We start from the raw sequence: 17,926 nt of genomic DNA, 5'->3' as shown, positions 1-17,926 counted from the left end.
TTCCACTCGATGTTCTATTGGCTGATGAAGTATGTCGCGATCGGTCCGCTGGTCAAGGCGATCTTCCGACCCTGGATGGTGGGACGAGACAACGTCCCCGCCAGCGGTGCGGCCATTCTGGCGAGCAATCACCTCTCCTTCGCCGACTCGATCTTTCTGCCGCTGCTGCTGGATCGGCCGATGTCCTTCCTCGCGAAGAGCGACTACTTCACCGGCCGTGGCCTCAAAGGCTGGGCGACGAAGGTGTTCATGAAGGGCACCGGACAGATCCCCATCGACCGCTCCGGAGGGAAGGCTTCGGAGGCGTCGCTGAACACCGGGCTGCAGATCCTCGGCCGAGGCGATCTGCTCGGCATCTACCCGGAGGGCACGCGCAGCCCCGACGGCAAGCTGTATCGCGGACGCACCGGCATCGCGCGGATGGCGCTCGAGGCGAAGGTCCCGGTGATCCCCGTCGTCATGGTCGACACCGACACCGCGATGCCGATCGGACAGCGCGTCCCGAACATCATGCGGGTCGGGATCGTGATCGGCGAACCACTCGACTTCTCGCGGTATGCCGGTATGGAGAACGACCGGTACATTCTGCGCGCGGTGACCGACGAGATCATGATCGCGCTGCAGCGTCTGGGCGAGCAGGAATACGACGACGTCTACGCCTCCACGGTGAAGGATCGCCTTCCCGCGGGCGGGCGTCGCCGAAGCTGATCGCCGCCCGTCACAGCGCGATTGCGGCCTGTGCGCGCCTACTAAGCTGGGGGAATGCTTCCCTCCCACTCTGGCCTCGATGTGTGGCGCACTCTTCCGATCAAGCAGCAGCCGCAGTGGCTGGACGCCGATCGGGTGGCTGATGTCTCTTCGCAGATCTCCGCGCTTCCTCCGCTGGTGTTCGCCGGCGAGGTCGACAACCTGCGCGCGCGGCTCGCACGGGCGGCATCCGGCAATGCCTTCCTGCTGCAGGGCGGCGACTGTGCGGAGACCTTCGCCGGTGCGACGGCCGAGCAGATCCGCAACCGCATCAAGACGGTGCTGCAGATGGCGGTCGTGCTGACCTACGGCGCGTCGATGCCGATCGTGAAGATGGGGCGGATGGCCGGCCAGTTCGCGAAGCCCCGCTCCAGTGACACCGAGACGCGCGGTGACGTCACCCTGCCCGCGTACCGCGGCGACATCGTCAACGGCTACGACTTCACCGAGGGCTCGCGTCAGGCCGACCCGGGTCGGCTGCTGCAGGGGTACCACACGGCGGCTTCCACGCTCAACCTCATCCGCGCGTTCACACAGGGGGGCTTCGCCGACCTCCGCGAGGTGCACTCCTGGAACAAGGGCTTCGCGCAGAACCCCGCCAACCAGCGCTACGAGCGGATGGCCGCTGAGATCGACCGTGCCATCAAGTTCATGGAGGCGGCGGGTGCGGACTTCGACGAGCTCAAGCGGGTCGAGTTCTTCACCGGGCACGAGGGTCTGCTGATGGACTACGAGAGCCCGATGACCCGCATCGACTCCCGCACGGACACGCCGTACAACACTTCGGCCCACTTCCTCTGGATCGGGGAGCGCACCCGCGACCTCGACGGCGCGCACGTCGACTACTTCTCTCGCATCCGCAACCCCATCGGGGTCAAGCTCGGACCCACGACCACGCCCGAGACCGCACTGGCTCTGATCGACAAGCTCGACCCGAACCGCGAGCCGGGACGCCTCACCTTCATCACGCGCATGGGTGCGGAGAAGATTCGCGAGGCACTGCCACCGCTGCTCGAAGCCGTGAAGGATGCCGGCGCCAGCCCGCTCTGGGTGACCGACCCGATGCACGGCAACGGCATCACCACGCCCACCGGCTACAAGACCCGTCGCTTCGATGACGTCGTCGACGAGGTGCGCGGCTTCTTCGAGGCGCACCGCGCTGTGGGCACGTTCCCCGGCGGCATCCATGTCGAGCTCACCGGTGACGATGTCACCGAGTGCCTGGGCGGCTCGGAGCAGATCGACGAGGCGGGGCTCGCCACGCGCTACGAGAGTCTGTGCGACCCGCGGCTGAACCACATGCAGTCGCTCGAGTTGGCGTTCCTGGTTGCGGAAGAGCTCGAGAAGCGCTGACGCTCGCCGGGCGCCCTGCGCAAGCGGATGCGACGCGAAGTCAGCCGCTGACGTTCAGGACGATATAGATCTCGGTGCCCTGGCGACGCATCGCACCCTGCTCGGGGTCTGTGCTCTGCGCTTTGGTGAGCCCGTTGGGTACGCCGTTCCAGAACGGCGCGAAGTCCACGGCGAAACCGGCATCCTTGAGCTTCGCGACGGCCTCGTCTCGGGTGAGATCGGCGACGTCGGGCACGGCGAACAGCTGAGGGCCCTTCGAGACCGTCAGGGTCACCGTGTCACCCTGCCGCCAGCTGCCCCCACCCGGGCGCTCGGTGGTCTGCGAGATGACGGAGCCCTTTTCGATCGAGTCGCTCCATGACTCCGGTCGGTCGTCGGCGACCTTGAGGCCAGCGTCTTTCAGCGTCCGCAGCGCGTCGTCGAGCGGTTTGCCGGTGACGTCGGGGAGCGGTCCGAGTGACACCTGGATCAGTGCCGTGTCGTCTTCGAAGACATCGCAGCCTTCGCCGCAGGGATAGGGATCGCCGCCGGCCCGGGGAGTGATCCGCACATTCAGGACGAGGCCCTTGTCCAGCGGTGCGAAGTACAGCTCGGCGTCGTCCTCGACGTTGACCTTGTTCGCTGTGAGAACGTCGCGCACATCCTGCTCGCTGCTTCCGCTGAGCTTCGCCAGTGAGTGCAGCGCGGGTCCCGACGACACGACGAGCGTGACGGTGCTGTCGCGCTCGACCCGTTCGCCTTCGCCCGGTGTGGACTCGATCACGTCGCCCTCGTCGACATCGACCGATGCGCGTTCCGAACGGTCGGGAACCAGGCCCTCCTCGGTGACGGATGCCGCGGCATCCGCATAGGGCATTCCGACGACCTGGGGGACCGCGATGAGCGAGCCGGGGCCGGAGCCGAACCACCAGCCGACACCGCCGGCGGCGACAGCCAGCAGGAGCACGAGTGACAGCAGGAACGCTCCCCGCGCGCGTCGACGCGCGGTGCGGCGGCGCAGTCGAGTGGCGTTGTCTGCCGACTCCGCGACCTCTGGGGTCGGATTCACCGTCGAGGGGAGACCGGGAAGGATCTTGGTGACCGCGCCGGAGTCGTGTTCGCGGATCGGAGCCGTCGTCGCGGTCTGCACCGGCGTCACACCCAACTCGCGCTCGATCTCGCGCAACCGGTCGAGCATGGCCTGCGCGTCCAGCGGTCGCTCGTCCGGCGACTTCTCGGTCGCCCACAGCACGAGTTCGTCCAGTGGCTCCGGCACGGCCGGATTGCGCACACTGGGGCGCGGCACCTGCTCGGTGGCGTGCTGGAAGGCGATCTGCATCGGCTGCTCGCCCTTGTACGGCTGTTCGCCGACGAGCATCTCGTAGAGCATGATGCCGAGAGCGTAGATATCGCTGCGCGCGTCGGCCGTTCCGCGGGTGACGAGCTCGGGGGCCAGGTACGCGATGGTGCCCAGCAGCTGCGCACCGGTGGCCGTGTTCGCCGTTGTCGCGCGCGCGAGTCCGAAGTCGCCGATCTTGATGCGGCCGTCCTCGGCGAGCAGCACGTTCTCCGGCTTCACATCGCGGTGCACGATCCCCGCGCGGTGCGCTGCCGCCAACCCCGACAGGATCGCATCCATGATCGTGATGGTCTGCGGGATCGTGAGTCGCTTCTGCTCACGCATGAGCTCGCGCAGCGTGATTCCTGGGAGGTACTCCATCACGAGGTAGGCGAGTTCTCCGTCCTGCCCCTGATCGAACACATTCACCACGTGCGGGTCGGCCAGGCGGGCTGCTGCCCGCGCCTCCTGGATGAATCGGCTCTGGAATGCCGTGTCATCGCTGAGGTGAGCATGCATGACCTTCAGCGCGATGCGCCGCTCCAGGCGCATGTCGGTGGCGACGTAGACGGTCGCCATGCCTCCCCGTGCGATGCGCGCCCGCACCCGGTATCGACCGTCGACAAGCCGCCCGATGAGGGGGTCGGCCTGCGGTGTACTCACAGAACGAGTCTATGAATAACCGAGCCCGGGCCGTGGCAACGGCGCACCTCTGCCGTGTTTCGATCCGGTGACGACTGGCGTGTCATCGCAGTGTTGCGACCCACTGGTGCGCCTGCGTCTCCCACTGACCGTAGCGATCCGGGTAGGCCGAGATCTGCACGGCCTGCGCAGCCGCGGTGAAGGTGCGACTCTGCCAGCCCGAGATGTCCAGCAGTCCACGACTGTTCGCGCCGTTCGGATCCTTCGGACCGCCGTAGAAGACTCGGATGCTGCGATCAGCATCCAGAATCTGGGCTGCGGTTCCCCAGCCCTGGCTGGGGCGCTGCTGGAACAAGCCGAGCGAGTCGCGGTCGCCGTAGTCGAGGTTGCGCATGGAGGACTCCACCATCGCCGTTGCCAGGGCGATCGCGATGCCGTGGTCGGGCACGCCGAGTTCGCGGCCCACGTTGATGATGTGCACGGCATGCGCGCGCTGTGCGGTATCCAGAGTGGCCGAGCGCTGGGCAAGAACCGGCGGGGCCAGCAGCAGCGCCTGACCCGGATAGATGATGCTGCCACTGGCGAGCCCATTGGCACTGAGCAGAACAGCGACGGTGATGTCGTAGCGCTGCGCGATCGAGAAGAGCGTGTCGCCGAGCGCGACTGTGTGCGCTTTCGGCTTCGCCGCGGGAGCGGGAGCAGGCTTGGGGGCGTGCTGCGGTGCCGGTTTCGCCGCGGGCTTGGCCGAGGCCGCGCCCACGCGGAGCTTCTGGCCGGGGTAGATGATGGCGGAGCTGCCGAGGCCGTTCGCGGCGATGATGCTGGCGACGGTGGTGCGGTACTTCGCTGCGATCGCGTAGACGGTGTCGCCGCGGACCACGGTGTGCGTCGCTGCGGGGGCTGCGGGCTTGGGCGCCGGCTTCGCCGCGGTCGCCTTCGGCGCGGGCTTGGGCGCAGCCGGCTGCGCTTTCGCCGAGAGCCGCAGCTTCTGACCGGGGTAGATCACCGAGCGCCAGCCGAGGCCGTTCAAAGCCAGTACGTCTGCGGTGGGAAGTCCGTGCCGCGCGGCGATCGACGATACGGTGTCGCCCGGCTTGATCGTGTAGGTCGTCTGGCGTGCGGTGCTGGGCTGGGCGGTGCTCGGAAGATGCGCCGCACTGGTGCTGCGCTGCGTCAGCGGCGCTGCAGTGAGTGGAGAGAGCGCGGTGGCCGCATGCCCTGCATCCGGCATCGCCCTCACACGCTCGTCAGCATCTGCCGGTGCTGCAGTGAGAACCGCGGCAAGAGTGCCGATCACCGCAGCCGGCGTCGTGAATCGCATCGTTCTTGATCGCTTGGTGCGATTGCTCATATCAGTCGTTCCCCTTTGGTGCTCAAGACACGCTGACACGGTTGGATATGGAAGTCAACAGAAGTAAACGGAAGTTGCTGCTGTGACCAATGTGATTTGGGCGCCCGATGGGGTTCGGACTGGCCGCAGGTGAGATAGTGGAGTGGTGTCTGACAATGCCTCCGAAACCTCCGCCTGGCTGACGATTCCTGATCTGGTCGAGGTCCTCGACGAGACACCCGGTCGTGTGCGCCGCCTCCTCGATGAGCGCTACCTCATCGGCTCCCGTCGCAATGGGGCCTTCGCAGTGCCCGCGATCTTCATCGTCGACGGACGACCGCTGACGTCGCTGCGCGGCACCGTGATCGTGCTTCAGGATGCGGGCTTCTCAGATGATGAGGCCATCGACTGGATGCTGCAGGAAGAGGAGTCGCTCGGACGCGCGCCGATCGACGCGCTCCTCGCCGGGCACAAGAGCGAAGTGCGTCGCGTCGCGCGCACGCTCGCCTGATCTGCGCCATCGGCACGCAGACGGCTGCGAACAGCGCCGGTCAGGCCGAGCGCGACACCGCGGCCGCCGCCAGCTGCTGCAACTCGGCGGTGACAGCGGGTTCCAGTCCCGCCGTGCGCAGTGCCTGCTCTGCCTGCACGGTGTAGGCGGCGATCATCTCCTCGACCGTCGTCACCGCACCGGTGCCCTCGATGAGCTGCTGCAGCGACTCGACCGCCGATCCAGAGAGGTCGGCATCGCCGATTCTGGCATCCAGTTCGGTCCGCATCGCGGGTTCCAGCCGCTCCCGCGCGATGGCGATCAGCGCCGTGCGCTTTCCCTCGCGCAGGTCATCGCCGGCCGGCTTTCCGGTGACGGCCGGGTCGCCGAAGACACCGAGCACATCATCGCGCAGCTGGAACGCCATCCCGACCGGATGGCCGAAGGCGCGCAGGGCCGCGAGTTGCGCAGCATCCGCCCCGGCCAGGGTCGCGCCGAGCACCAGCGGCTCCTCGATGCTGTAACGCGCGGATTTGAGTGAGGCGACGCGCAGAGCGCGTTCGAGAAGCGCCGCCGGTGGGCTCACGCTCCATGCGGACTCCTCTGCGATGTCGAGCATCTGCCCGACGGTGACGTCGCGTCGCATCCGGGCGTACTCGGCGCGGGTGGGTGGGGCCTGCGGATGCTCGAAGAGCGCCTCTTCCAGCAGGTCATCGCTCCAGGCGACGAGGAGGTCGCCCAGCAGTACCGCCGCCGATCTGCCGAAAGCCTCGGCATCGCCGTGCCAACTGGCGCGGCGATGCGCGGCCTCCAGTGCGCGGTGCGATGCGGGTCGCCCGCGGCGCGTGTCGGAGTTGTCGATGATGTCGTCGTGCACCAGCGCTGCGGACTGGAATACTTCGAGTGCCGCGCACAGCCCCCACAGGGCGTCGCCGGGCTCGTCGCCCAGTGGCGAAGCGGAACGCCATCCGGCATGGCAGAACCGCGCTCGCAATCTCTTTCCACCGGACAGTGTGTCGGCTGCCGCGTCGAGGAACAGAACGGCGTCCGGCCCGTATTCATCGCTGCTCGCGCGAATTCGGTCGAGAAAGAGGTCCAGACGGGCGGCGACCGCATCCGTCAGCGAAGGGGATGACACGATTCCCAGCCTAGATGCAGGAATCTGCCACCGTGCGGCTAGCCCCGTGCCGCGCACACGGGTAGACTGGGTGAACCGAACCGAGGGGGTTGGACATGCCTCTTTCTGAACAAGAGCAACGCATGCTCGATGAGATGGAACGCCATCTCCTCCAGCACGATGCAGACGTGGTGTCTGCGCCGTCTGGCGATCGTTCGCTCAGCTATCGAAACCTGGTCTATGGCGCGCTGCTGATTCTCGTCGGTGTGGGTGGTCTGGTAGCCGCGGTCGCGACGCGTGACGATCTCGGAGCGGCCGGAAGCGTCATCATCGGCGTCGTCGCGTTCCTCGCGATGCTCGGTGGTGCGATGCTCGCCTTCACTCCCGTTCGCCGCACGTCGCCTGGTGAGACGACGCAGCGCACGCCGCACAGTCCGAAGCCTCGTGACTCCTCTTTCATGGATCGGATGAACGACCGATGGGATCGACGGCAGGAAGAGCGCTGACCTGGTGAGCGGACGCTCGCCGACGTAGGGTTCTGAAAGTCCGGATGCTGTGCATCCGGACTTTTTTGCATTCCAGGCGCATTTTTCCTCCACCCTTCTCCACCCCCGTGATCAGCGTGATCACGGGGGTTTTTGCACCTGTAATAGCAGAGCATGCAGAACGGTGGCGATCTATCGTAGGAAAGTGGGGGGAAGTGGAGTAAAGTGGTGCGCACCTCGGTTGGCCGGACGTAAAGGGGGTGATGACCGGTGTTGTTGGGGACGCACACGCCAAAGCTCGATGACAAAGGGCGAGTCATCCTTCCTGCGAAGTTTCGTGAGGACCTCGCCGGCGGAATCGTCGTCACCCGCGGCCAAGAGCGCTGCCTCTACGTCTTCAGCACCACGGAGTTCGAAGAGCTGCACGATCGCATCCGTCAGGCGCCGCTCTCCAACAAGCAGGCTCGCGACTTCCTGCGCATGTTCCTCTCGGGCGCCAGCGCCGAGATGCCCGACAGCCAGAACCGCATCACCATTCCGGCGCACCTGCGTCAATATGCAGGGCTGGAGAAGGAGCTGGTCATCACCGGCGTCGGCGCACACGCCGAGATCTGGGACGCGGCCGCATGGAACGCCTATCTCGAAAACAACGAAGAGTCCTACGCCGATTTGGAACAGGAGGTGATTCCCGGCTTGTTCTGACCACGGCTGTGATGCCTCGCCGCTCCGCCCCGACACACTTCCCCGGTGCCGGGTCGAGCGGAGAGGAATCAGAGCCGGAGGTCACGGGAAGAAGATCATGAGTCTCCGCGACATCCACACCCCCGTTTTCCTGGAACGCTGCATCGAACTGCTCGCTCCCGCACTGCAGCACGACGGCGCCGTGCTCGTCGATGCCACCCTTGGCATGGGCGGCCACTCCGAGGCCTTCCTGGAGCGATTCCCGAACATTCGCTTGATCGGACTCGACCGCGACACCGACGCCCTCAGTATCGCAGGGGAACGACTCGCTCCCTTTGCCGATCGCATCTCGCTCGTGCACACCGTCTATGACGAAATCGGTCTGCACGCGCAGGGAGCCTCCGCGATCCTGTTCGACCTCGGCGTCTCCTCGCTGCAGCTCGATGACGCCGAGCGCGGCTTCGCATACTCCAAGGACGCGCCGCTGGACATGCGCATGGACCAGACGAAGGGCCGCACCGCCGCGACCATCCTCGCCGAGTACAGCGAGGGCCAGCTGCGGCGCATCTTCGAGCGCTTCGGCGAGGAGAAGCTCGCCGGTCGCTACGCCCGCTTCATCATCGAGGCGCGGGCGCAGCATCCGCTCACCCGCTCCGGTGAACTCGTCGATCTGCTCATCGCGGCGACTCCCGCGGCCGTGCAGCGTGCGGGACACCCGGCCAAGCGCGTGTTCCAGGCGCTGCGCATCGAAGTCAACTCGGAACTGAGCGTGCTCGCCGATGCCATTCCCTCGGCGATGGACGCACTGGCCGTCGGCGGGCGCATCGCAGTGATGGCGTATCAGTCGCTGGAGGATCGCCTCGTGAAGCAGGCTTTCGCTGCAGCATCCGCTTCCACGGCACCGGCAGGTCTCCCTGTCGAGCTTCCCGAGCACGCACCGCGATTCAAGGTGCTCACCAAGGGCGCCGAACTCGCCGGTGAAGAAGAGCGCGCGCGCAACCCCCGTGCCATCCCGGTGCGACTGCGTGCGGCGGAGAAACTGAGGGAGACAACATGAGCCTGCAGCCAGCTGGCATCCAGTCCGATCCTCATTCCGCCCCGCCGTTCACGGCTCCTTCGCGGCGGCTGCAACCGGTCACGGCGGCACCCGCAGCACGGCGTCGGCCGAAGATCGCCTACGCGGCCCTCGCCGTCGGGGGTGCGATCGCGATCGGCATCGCCCAGATGACGCTTTCACTGGCATCCACGCAGGATGCTTTCGTACTCGCCCAGCTCAACAGCCAGCAGCAAGAGCTGACTCTGCAGAAGCACGCACTCAGTGACGAGATCGTCGGGCTCAGCTCACCGCAGGCGCTGGCGAGCCGAGCGGATGCCATGGGACTGGTGGTTGCGGGTGCTGCGTCTTACCTGCGCATCAGCGACGGCAAAGTCCTCGGCAGCGGCGATGGCGCCGATTGGATGTCGACTGTGCATCCCAATGGTGCCAACGTCGTCGGAAACTCGCTGCTGACGCCGCCACCGGTCGCAGACGCAGAGCCGACGACACCGGCGGATTCGACCGCCCAGCCGGGTGCGACGCCGCCCCCGCCGCCCACCGTCACCGACGGCCTGCCGTCGCCCACCACCCGCTGACGCAGATCACGATGGAGACCGTCGCATGACAACTCGAGCAGCACGCGGGCCCCGGCGGCGCACCGTCGCAGCGCTCGGCGTCATTCTCATCGTCCTTTCCGCCTTCGTCTTCCGCCTCGTCGACATCCAGGTCGTGCACGCAGACGATCACGTCGCAGAATCACTGGGCCCCTTGGGTGTGACGAAATCGGTCGCCGGAGCCCGCGGCGACATCGTCGACACAAACGGAACAGTGCTCGCCTCGAGCGTTTTCGTCTACGACGCGCAGCTGGATCCACAGCTGATCGCCCAGTACGAGAAGGAAACAGACCCGAAGAAGAAGCCGAAGCTGTCGTGGGAAGAGGCAAGCGAGCAGATCGCCGATATCGTCGACATGCCCGTCGATGACGTGCGCGAGATCGTGCGATCAGCCCTGGCGGCGGATGAGAACTCGCAGTATGCCGAACTCGCCAAGGGGCTCTCCACCGCGCAGTATCTCGCCATGCGTGATCTGAAGGTCGCCTACCTGTACCAGCGACCGCGTTCCGTTCGCGTCTACCCGAACGGTGCCGTCGCGGGCAACACGGTCGGGTTCCTCAACGGCGCCGGGGAACCGCAGTACGGCATCGAGCGCATGCAGGACAAGTGCCTCGCGGCAACCGATGGCGAGACCACGTATCTGCGCGGAAATGGTGGCGTGACCATTCCTGGCAGTGAGCGCACGACGCCGGCAATCGACGGTGGGCAGGTGACTCTGACGATCAACAGCGACTTGAACTGGTATCTCCAGCAGATGGTCGCCGAAGAAGTGCATCGCCAGGGTGCGAAGGCGGGCTCGGTCACCGTCGTCGAGGTGAAGACCGGAAAGATCCGCGCTGCGGCAGAGTATCCGGCCCTCGACCCCAACGACATCAACGCCGTCGACTCCACGTACTGGAGATCGCAGATCTTCTCGACGACCTTCGAGCCCGGCTCAACCTTCAAAGCGGTTACCGCGGCCACCGTCATCGATTCAGGCAAGGCCACGCCGCTGACGAACGTGGTCGCTCCCTCACGCGAGCATTTCCCCAACGGTGCTGTGATCAACGACCCGTTCCCGCACCCGGTCTACAACTACACCTTCGCCGGTGCGCTGATCGACTCATCGAACGTGGCGCTGTCGAAGTTCGGCACCAAGGTCAGCCCGCAGACGCGTGTCGACTACCTGCACAGATTCGGTGTCGGAGACAAGACTGCCGTGGGGTTCTTCGGCGAAGAGTCCGGGGGAGTGCGCGACCCGAAGACCTGGGACAACCAGACGCTGTACACGACCACTTTCGGTCAGGCGTACACCGTGACGACGGCGCAGCTCGCTGCGGCGTATCAGGCGCTGGGCAACGACGGCGAGAAGATCGACCTGTCACTGGTGGAGTCCTGCACAGACGCCGACGGAACGGTGCACGAGCCGAAGGCACCGGATCGCACCCAGGTCGTGAAGAAGGAGACCGCAGAGCAGGTGCAGCGGATGCTGGAGAACGTCGCGGTGCAGGGCGGCCTGGCCGACACCGTCAGGGTGCCCGGGTACCGGATCGGCATCAAGACCGGTACCGCGCAGAAGCCGGATGGACACGGCGGCTACAAGAGCGGCATCTACTTCACCAGCATCGTCGGAGTCGCACCCATCGATGACCCGCAATTCGTCGTAGTGGTCACCTTGGACGAGCCGACTAAGATAAGAAGTTCGTCCGCAACAGCCCCGGGGCTGCAGAAGGCTATGACTCAGGTGCTCAAGACGTACCGTGTTGCACCGTCTTCCGAGCCGATGGGCGAGCTGCTTCCCAAATTCGACTAGTCGGCTATCCGCCGCGCATGGAGATGGCACATGATCGCCCTGTCGCTTGCTGAGATCGCTGAGATCCTGCACGGTGAACTGCGTCTGTCCGGCACGGACGCGCCGGAGACCATCATCGACGGCGACGTCGACACGGACTCCCGGGCCATGCAGACCGGATCGATCTTCGTCGCCAAGCCGGGCGAGGCCACTGACGGGCATCGCTTCGTGGGGGCAGCCGTCGACGCGGGTGCCGTGCTCGCTGTCGTGGAGCATCCGGTCGATGCCGAGGTCTCGCAGATCGTCGTCGCAGATGCCGTCACGGCGCTGGCCGATCTGGCGCGGGAAGTCGTCGCGCGAGTGCGTGGCGAGGGTGAACTGCAGATCGTCGGGATCACCGGCTCCAACGGCAAGACGACGACGAAGAACTTCCTCGCCCGCATTCTCGAAAGCGTCGGCGAGACGATCGCTCCGATCAAGTCCTACAACAACGAAGTGGGCGCGCCGCTGACGATGCTGCGTGTCACCAGCAGCACCCGGTTCCTCGTCTGCGAGTTCGGCGCCGCAGGCCCCGGGAGCATCGCGCACCTCGCTGGCCTCGTCACTCCCGACATCTCGGTCGTGCTCATGGTCGGGTTGGCGCACGCCGGCGGTTTCGGCGGCATCGAAGCGACTGCCATGGCGAAGGCCGAGCTCGTGCACGCCACGAAGTCCGGCGGCACGGCCGTGCTGAACACCGACGACCCACGGGTCTGGGCCATGCGCGAGATCGCCCAGAGTCGCGGCATCCGCGTCGTCGGCTTCGGGCAGGGCGCCGCCGCCGACGTGCGCGCCGAGAGTCTCGAAGTCTCCGCCTCAGGCACGTCGTGCGAGATCGAGGCCGGTGGCGAGCGGATGCCGCTGCGGCTGCAGGTGCTCGGTGCGCACCACATCAGCAATGCTCTCGCCGCGATCGCTGCGGCGGGCGTGCTCGGCGTTCCGGCCGCGGGGGCGATCACGCAGCTGGAGACGGTACAGCTCGCCGAGCGCTGGCGGATGCAGCCGATGGGCAGCGATCGGGTGCGCATCATCAATGATGCTTACAACGCCAGCCCCGATTCCATGGCTGCGGCACTGCGCACTCTCGCGCAGATCGTCGGGCCAGGGGAGCGCACGGTCGCGGTGCTGGGCGCGATGAGCGAGCTGGGTGAGAGTGCGGGCGAGGAGCACGACCGAATCGGCTTGCTCGCTGTGCGGCTCAACATCCAGCGCATCGTCGTCGTCGGTCCCGAGGCCCGCCGTCTCTTCCTCGCCGCGGTCGGAGAGGGGTCCTGGGACAGCGAGGCCGTGCATCTGGCCGATCAGGATGCGGCATTCGAATACCTGAAGGACGAGTTGCGCGATGGAGACCGCGTACTGGTCAAGTCATCCAATTCCGTCGGGCTCCGGCATCTCGGCGATCGTCTGGGAGAGTTGTTCTCGTGAGGTCCTTGCTTATGGCGACGGCGATATCACTCGCCTTCTCGCTTTTTCTGACCCCGGTCTTCCTGAAGGTGTTCCGCAGGATCGGCTGGGGGCAGGTCATCCGCACCCCCGAAGACATCGCCAACCCGAGCCACGAAGCCAAGCGAGGCACCCCGACGATGGGTGGTGTGATCTTCATCGTGGGCACGATCGTCGGCTATTTCGCCGGCACGGCCTTCGGCGGCAGCACGCCGGCTCTCTCGGCGATCCTCGTGCTCTGGCTGATGGTCGGCTTCGGTGTCGTCGGCTTCATCGACGATTACATGAAGATCCGCAGTCAGCGCAGCCTCGGCCTCTCCGGCTGGCGCAAGGTCGTCGGACAGCTCCTCGTGCTCGTGCCGTTCGGAGTGGTCGCCCTCAACTTCCCCAACCGGCTCGGTCAGTACCCGGCGAGTGGCTACGTCTCGCTGTTCCGTGATATCTCCTGGCTGAACCTGTTCGCATTCGGGGCGGTGCTCGGCTGGATCCTCTACCTGATCTGGATCTCGGTGATCGGCGTCGCGACCTCGAACAGTGTCAACCTCACCGACGGACTGGACGGACTCGCCGCCGGCTCCGGAGTCTTCGTCGTCGGCGCGTACAGCCTGATCGCCTTCTGGCAGTTCAAACAGACCTGCGTCAACGCGGGCACTGCCCTGGCCGGATGCTACGAAGTGCGCGAACCGCTGAACCTCGCCACCGTGTCGGCGGCATTCGCCGGCGGCCTGATCGGTTTCCTCTGGTGGAACGCTCCCAAGGCGAAGGTCTTCATGGGCGACGTCGGCTCGATGGCCATCGGCGGCGTCATCACCGCGATGGCTATCCTCACCCGCACCGAACTGCTGCTGCTGGTGATCGCCGGCATCTTCGTGCTCTCGTCCGGATCGGTGATCCTGCAGCGCGCGTACTTCAAGATCACGCGAGGCAAGCGCCTTTTCCTGATGAGTCCCTTCCATCACCATCTCGAGATGCGCGGATGGCAGGAAGTCACGATCGTCGTGCGCCTGTGGATCATCGCCGGGCTGCTGGCAGTCTCCGCGGTCGGATTGTTCTACGTCGACTGGCTGGTGCAGGTGTGAGCGCACGGCTCGAATCCCTGACGAGTTGGAATGCGGACTGGGCAGGGCTGAAGGTCGCAGTACTCGGTCTGTCGGTCACTGGCTTCTCGGCCGCTGACACCTTGATGGAACTCGGGGCGGACGTGCTCGTGCTCTCGGAGAGCGCATCGGAGGAGTACGCGAAGCTGGTCCCCGTCATCGGTGCGCGTCTGGAACTCGGGTCCCTGGCATCGGCGCCCGCGACGCTCGTCGACTTTGCGCCCGACGTCGTCATCGCCTCACCAGGGTTCGCCCCGTCGCATCCGGTGATCGCATGGACGCAGCAGCAGAACATCGCACTCTGGGGCGATGTCGAGCTGGCCTGGCGCGTGCGCGACAAAGTGCTGCGGCCCGACGGAACACCTGCTGAATGGGTGCTGATCACGGGCACCAATGGAAAGACGACGACCACACAGCTCACCGCAGCACTGCTGAACGCCGGCGGACTGCGTGCTGCCCCCTGCGGCAACATCGGCGTCCCGGTGCTGGATGCCGTGCGCGATCCCGCGGGTTTCGATGTCCTCGTCGTCGAGCTCTCCAGCCATCAGCTCTGGTACCTGGGGCTCTCCGAGCAAGCAGGCCAGCTCGTCCCGCACGCCGCCACGTGCCTCAACCTGGCCGATGACCACCTCGTCTGGCACGGCAGCGCTGATGCCTACCGGGCTGCGAAGGCGCTCGTCTACCGCAATACGAAGCTCGCCTGCGTCTACAACAAAGCCGATGCCGCAACCCTGCAGATGGTCGAAGAAGCCGACGTCGTCGCCGGTGCGCGCGCGATCGGATTCGATCTCGGCACGCCGGGTCCCAGCGACCTCGGCCTCGTCGACGGCATCCTCGTCGACCGGGCATTCCATTCCGATCGTCGCCACAGCGCGCTGGAGCTGACCACCGTCGCCGATCTGCGGTCGGCCGGTCTGAGCGCCCCGCACATCGTGCAGAACGTCCTCGCAGCCGCTGCACTCGCGCGCTCGTTCGGCGTCGAGCCCGAGGCCATCCACGAGGCGCTGCGGGGCTTCCGAATGGACGCGCATCGCATCGAGGTCATCGCCGAGCACCGCGGCATCCGGTGGATCGACGACTCGAAGGCGACCAACCCGCACGCGGCAGCCTCATCGCTGCGCGCCTATCCCGGAGCAGTCTGGGTCGTCGGCGGAGATCTCAAGGGCGTCGAAGTCAGCGAGCTGGTCGCGAGCGCCGGGGCCACGGCCGCCGCCGCGATCGTGATCGGGGTCGACAGATCGGCTGTGCTCGGAGCATTCGAGCGACACGCGTCGCACGTGCCGGTCTTCGAGGCGGTCCCTGGCGACACTGGAGATGTCATGGACCGTGTCGTAGAACTTGCGACGAGGATCGTCGATGGCGAGGGCACTGTTCTGCTGGCTCCCGCCGCGGCTTCCTTCGACCAGTTCGCCAGCTACGCGGACCGGGGAGAGCGCTTCGCCCAGGCGGTGCGCAACTGGATAGAGCGGGGAAGCGCAGATGACGCACACGGCTCACCCGCCGCGCACTGAAGGCAGAGGCCTCGCGGCGCGCGTCTCACTCGGACGCCTTTTCACGCCGCCCTCCACCGAGTTCGTGATGATCAGCTCGACGGCGACTCTCCTGTCGCTGTTCGGATTGGTGATGGTGCTCTCGGCAACGAACGCGCACCCCACTGCACCGTTCGATACCGCGGTGAAGCAGAGCATCTTCGTGCTCATCGGGCTGCCGCTCATGTTCCTGGTGAGTCGGCTTCCGATTCGCATCCTGGGAAAGCTGGCATGGCCGGCACTGATCGGCGCTACCGCCCTTCAGCTGCTCGTCTTCGTGCCGGGACTGGGAGTGTCGTCATTCGGAAACCAGAACTGGGTCAAGATCGCTGGCATCCAGTGGCAGCCATCTGAATTCTTGAAGCTGGCTCTGGCGCTGTGGATCGCGTTCGTCCTGCGACGCAAGCAAGCGCGCTTGGGCATCTGGCACCATGTCTTCATCCCCGTCGTCCCCGTGTCGGTGCTGGTCATCGGCACGGTGCTCGCGGGCGATGACCTCGGCACGGTGATGGTCATGGTGCTGGTGGTGCTCGGATGCCTGTTCTTCTCCGGCGTCAAGCTGCGGCTGTTCATCCTTCCTCTGCTGGGCGGGCTGGTGGCAGTGCTCGCCTTCGCGCTGTCCAGCGATAACCGCATGAAGCGCATTCTGGCTGCCTTCAACCCCGACGCATGCGATAAGAGCAATGAGTGCTACCAAGCCGTGCACGGCGTATGGGGCATGGCGAACGGCGGCTTCTTCGGCGTCGGTCTCGGCAACTCGCAGGAGAAGTACTGGCTGCCCGAGGCCGCCAGCGACTACATCTTCGCGATCGTCGGCGAAGAGCTGGGGCTCATCGGCTGCCTGCTCGTGCTGGCGCTGTTCGCGGTCTATGCCGTCGGTGCGTTCCGCATCATCCGCCGCACCGACGACACCTTCGTGCGCATCGCAGCCGGCGGCATCGCCGTGTGGATCGTGGGGCAGGCATTCTTCAACATCGGTGTCGTGCTGCGGATCTTCCCCGTCATGGGCGTGCCGCTGCCGTTCATATCCCAGGGTGGGACGGCATTGCTGTCTGCTCTGATCGCCAGTGGAGTGCTGCTCTCGTTCGCCCGAACTCTGCCCGCTCGCAGCACCGCTCTCACACAGCCCGCATCCCGGAAGGCTAAGGTCGCCAGGTGACCACCTACCTTCTTGCCGGCGGAGGCACCGCCGGTCATGTGAACCCCCTGCTCGCCGTGGCGGATATGCTGCGCGAACGTGAAGGCGACACGGTGCTGGTGCTGGGCACGAAAGAGGGCCTTGAGGCACGTCTCGTGCCCGAGCGCGGCTACGAGTTGCTCGTCGTCGACAAAGTGCCGTTCCCACGCCGACCGAACCGTGCCGCGCTGGCCTTTCCCGCGCGATTCCGGCGCGCGATCGCACAGGTGCGCGCACACATCCGTGACAATGCCGTGGATGTCGTGGTCGGTTTCGGGGGCTACGCATCAGCGCCCGCCTACGTCGCGGCCCGCCGTGAGAAGGTGCCGTTCGTGGTGCACGAGGCCAACGCGAAGCCGGGCCTCGCGAACGTGCTCGGTGCCCGCAGCGCCGCCGGAGTCGGCGTCGCGTTCGAGGGCACGCCGCTCAAGCGCGGAGAGGTCGTCGGAATGCCGCTGCGCCGAGAGATCGTCGACCTCGACCGTGCGGCAGTGCGTGCCGAGGCGGCTGCGGCGTTCGGCCTCGATGCCGATAAGCCGGTGCTGCTCGTCTTCGGAGGTTCGCTGGGGGCGCTGCGACTGAACAACGCCTTCGCCGATGCCTGGCGGGATGTTCTCGATGCCGGCTGGCAGCTGCTGCACGCCACGGGGGAGCGCAGCGAACTGGTCGATCCCGGGGTGTCCGGCTACACGATGCGCCGCTACCTCGACCGCATGGATCTGGCTTTCGCCCTTGCTGACCTGATCGTCTCGCGAGCCGGCTCGGCTACGGTGAGCGAGATCAGCGCACTGGGGATTCCTGCCGTATACGTGCCGTATTCGGTCGGCAACGGCGAGCAGCGTCTGAACGCCGCATCCGCCGTCTCCGCGGGCGCAGCGATTCTGCTCGACGACGAGACCTTCAGCGGTGCGTCCGTGCGCGCGCAGGTGATTCCGCTGCTGGCAGACAGCGCCCGGATCTCACGGATGGCGGATGCTGCCCAGCATGCCGGCACCCGCGTCGGCACGGAGAACCTTGTGTCTCTGATCGATCGCGCTCTCGTAGAAAAGTAGACTGA

General features: G+C 66.2%; 16 protein-coding genes. 13 read left to right on the top strand and 3 right to left on the bottom strand.

Annotated elements, in window-relative coordinates; genetic code table 11:
- Nucleotides 1–9 precede the first annotated feature (9 nt).
- Together FM104_RS02395 and FM104_RS02390 are read left to right on the top strand one after the other, a co-directional pair.
- Nucleotides 10–708, top strand: coding sequence for a lysophospholipid acyltransferase family protein (locus FM104_RS02395; protein ID WP_087129862.1), 699 nt, complete (start codon nt 10–12; stop codon nt 706–708).
- 54 nt (nt 709–762) lie between these two features.
- Nucleotides 763–2,100 (top strand): class II 3-deoxy-7-phosphoheptulonate synthase, encoded by a 1,338-nt coding sequence (locus tag FM104_RS02390; protein ID WP_087129861.1) that lies wholly within the window; start codon nt 763–765, stop codon nt 2,098–2,100.
- A gap of 40 nt (nt 2,101–2,140) precedes the next feature.
- On the opposite strand, the gene pknB is transcribed toward FM104_RS02390, so the two are convergent.
- Together pknB and FM104_RS02380 are read right to left on the bottom strand one after the other, a co-directional pair.
- Nucleotides 2,141–4,081 carry a Stk1 family PASTA domain-containing Ser/Thr kinase gene (pknB, locus tag FM104_RS02385; RefSeq protein WP_087129860.1) on the bottom strand — a complete coding sequence of 647 codons (1,941 nt, stop codon included), beginning with the start codon at nt 4,079–4,081 and terminating at the stop codon, nt 2,141–2,143.
- Between the two features lie 82 nt (nt 4,082–4,163).
- A complete protein-coding gene (locus tag FM104_RS02380) occupies nt 4,164–5,411 on the bottom strand; it encodes a LysM peptidoglycan-binding domain-containing protein (RefSeq protein ID WP_256971477.1) in 1,248 nt (415 codons plus the stop codon).
- A gap of 142 nt (nt 5,412–5,553) precedes the next feature.
- Between FM104_RS02380 and FM104_RS02375 the strand changes: the two genes are divergently transcribed.
- The gene (locus FM104_RS02375; RefSeq protein WP_087129859.1) at nt 5,554–5,901 is read left to right on the top strand and encodes an Rv2175c family DNA-binding protein; all 348 of its coding nucleotides are present in this window, start codon (nt 5,554–5,556) and stop codon (nt 5,899–5,901) included.
- 40 nt (nt 5,902–5,941) lie between these two features.
- On the opposite strand, the gene FM104_RS02370 is transcribed toward FM104_RS02375, so the two are convergent.
- Nucleotides 5,942–7,021: a polyprenyl synthetase family protein gene (locus FM104_RS02370; protein ID WP_087129892.1), complete on the bottom strand. Its 1,080-nt coding sequence runs from the start codon at nt 7,019–7,021 to the stop codon at nt 5,942–5,944.
- A gap of 92 nt (nt 7,022–7,113) precedes the next feature.
- Between FM104_RS02370 and FM104_RS02365 the strand changes: the two genes are divergently transcribed.
- The 10 genes from FM104_RS02365 (at nt 7,114) to FM104_RS02320 (ending at nt 17,921) form a co-directional block, all read left to right on the top strand.
- On the top strand, nt 7,114–7,503 hold the full coding sequence (locus tag FM104_RS02365; RefSeq protein WP_087129858.1) for a DUF3040 domain-containing protein: 390 nt from the start codon (nt 7,114–7,116) through the stop codon (nt 7,501–7,503).
- A 249-nt stretch (nt 7,504–7,752) separates the two neighbouring features.
- Nucleotides 7,753–8,184 carry a division/cell wall cluster transcriptional repressor MraZ gene (mraZ, locus tag FM104_RS02360; protein ID WP_087129857.1) on the top strand — a complete coding sequence of 144 codons (432 nt, stop codon included), beginning with the start codon at nt 7,753–7,755 and terminating at the stop codon, nt 8,182–8,184.
- A 97-nt stretch (nt 8,185–8,281) separates the two neighbouring features.
- Nucleotides 8,282–9,220: a 16S rRNA (cytosine(1402)-N(4))-methyltransferase RsmH gene (rsmH, locus tag FM104_RS02355; protein WP_087129856.1), complete on the top strand. Its 939-nt coding sequence runs from the start codon at nt 8,282–8,284 to the stop codon at nt 9,218–9,220.
- Nucleotides 9,217–9,795: a hypothetical protein gene (locus tag FM104_RS02350; RefSeq protein WP_087129855.1), complete on the top strand. Its 579-nt coding sequence runs from the start codon at nt 9,217–9,219 to the stop codon at nt 9,793–9,795. Before rsmH ends, FM104_RS02350 begins: the two co-directional genes overlap by 4 nt.
- A gap of 25 nt (nt 9,796–9,820) precedes the next feature.
- The gene (locus tag FM104_RS02345) at nt 9,821–11,605 is read left to right on the top strand and encodes a peptidoglycan D,D-transpeptidase FtsI family protein (protein ID WP_087129854.1); all 1,785 of its coding nucleotides are present in this window, start codon (nt 9,821–9,823) and stop codon (nt 11,603–11,605) included.
- A 30-nt stretch (nt 11,606–11,635) separates the two neighbouring features.
- Complete coding sequence (locus FM104_RS02340; protein WP_087129853.1) at nt 11,636–13,048, top strand: UDP-N-acetylmuramoyl-tripeptide--D-alanyl-D-alanine ligase; 1,413 nt, start codon at nt 11,636–11,638, stop codon at nt 13,046–13,048.
- Nucleotides 13,045–14,145, top strand: a complete 1,101-nt coding sequence (gene mraY, locus FM104_RS02335) for a phospho-N-acetylmuramoyl-pentapeptide-transferase (protein ID WP_087129852.1) — start codon at nt 13,045–13,047, stop codon at nt 14,143–14,145. The genes FM104_RS02340 and mraY overlap by 4 nt, the downstream gene beginning before the upstream one ends.
- Nucleotides 14,142–15,674: a UDP-N-acetylmuramoyl-L-alanine--D-glutamate ligase gene (gene murD, locus FM104_RS02330; RefSeq protein ID WP_256971476.1), complete on the top strand. Its 1,533-nt coding sequence runs from the start codon at nt 14,142–14,144 to the stop codon at nt 15,672–15,674. Before mraY ends, murD begins: the two co-directional genes overlap by 4 nt.
- Nucleotides 15,643–16,851, top strand: coding sequence for an FtsW/RodA/SpoVE family cell cycle protein (locus FM104_RS02325; protein ID WP_087129850.1), 1,209 nt, complete (start codon nt 15,643–15,645; stop codon nt 16,849–16,851). Before murD ends, FM104_RS02325 begins: the two co-directional genes overlap by 32 nt.
- A complete protein-coding gene (locus FM104_RS02320; RefSeq protein WP_087129849.1) occupies nt 16,848–17,921 on the top strand; it encodes a UDP-N-acetylglucosamine--N-acetylmuramyl-(pentapeptide) pyrophosphoryl-undecaprenol N-acetylglucosamine transferase in 1,074 nt (357 codons plus the stop codon). Before FM104_RS02325 ends, FM104_RS02320 begins: the two co-directional genes overlap by 4 nt.
- The last annotated feature ends 5 nt before the right edge of the window (nt 17,922–17,926 follow it).

It is taken from the genome of Microbacterium esteraromaticum (assembly GCF_900163815.1).
Taxonomy (GTDB): Bacteria; Actinomycetota; Actinomycetes; order Actinomycetales; family Microbacteriaceae; genus Microbacterium; species Microbacterium esteraromaticum_B.
The sequence above is the reverse complement of the archived record's forward strand: the minus strand, read 5'-3'. Positions and strand labels throughout refer to the sequence as shown.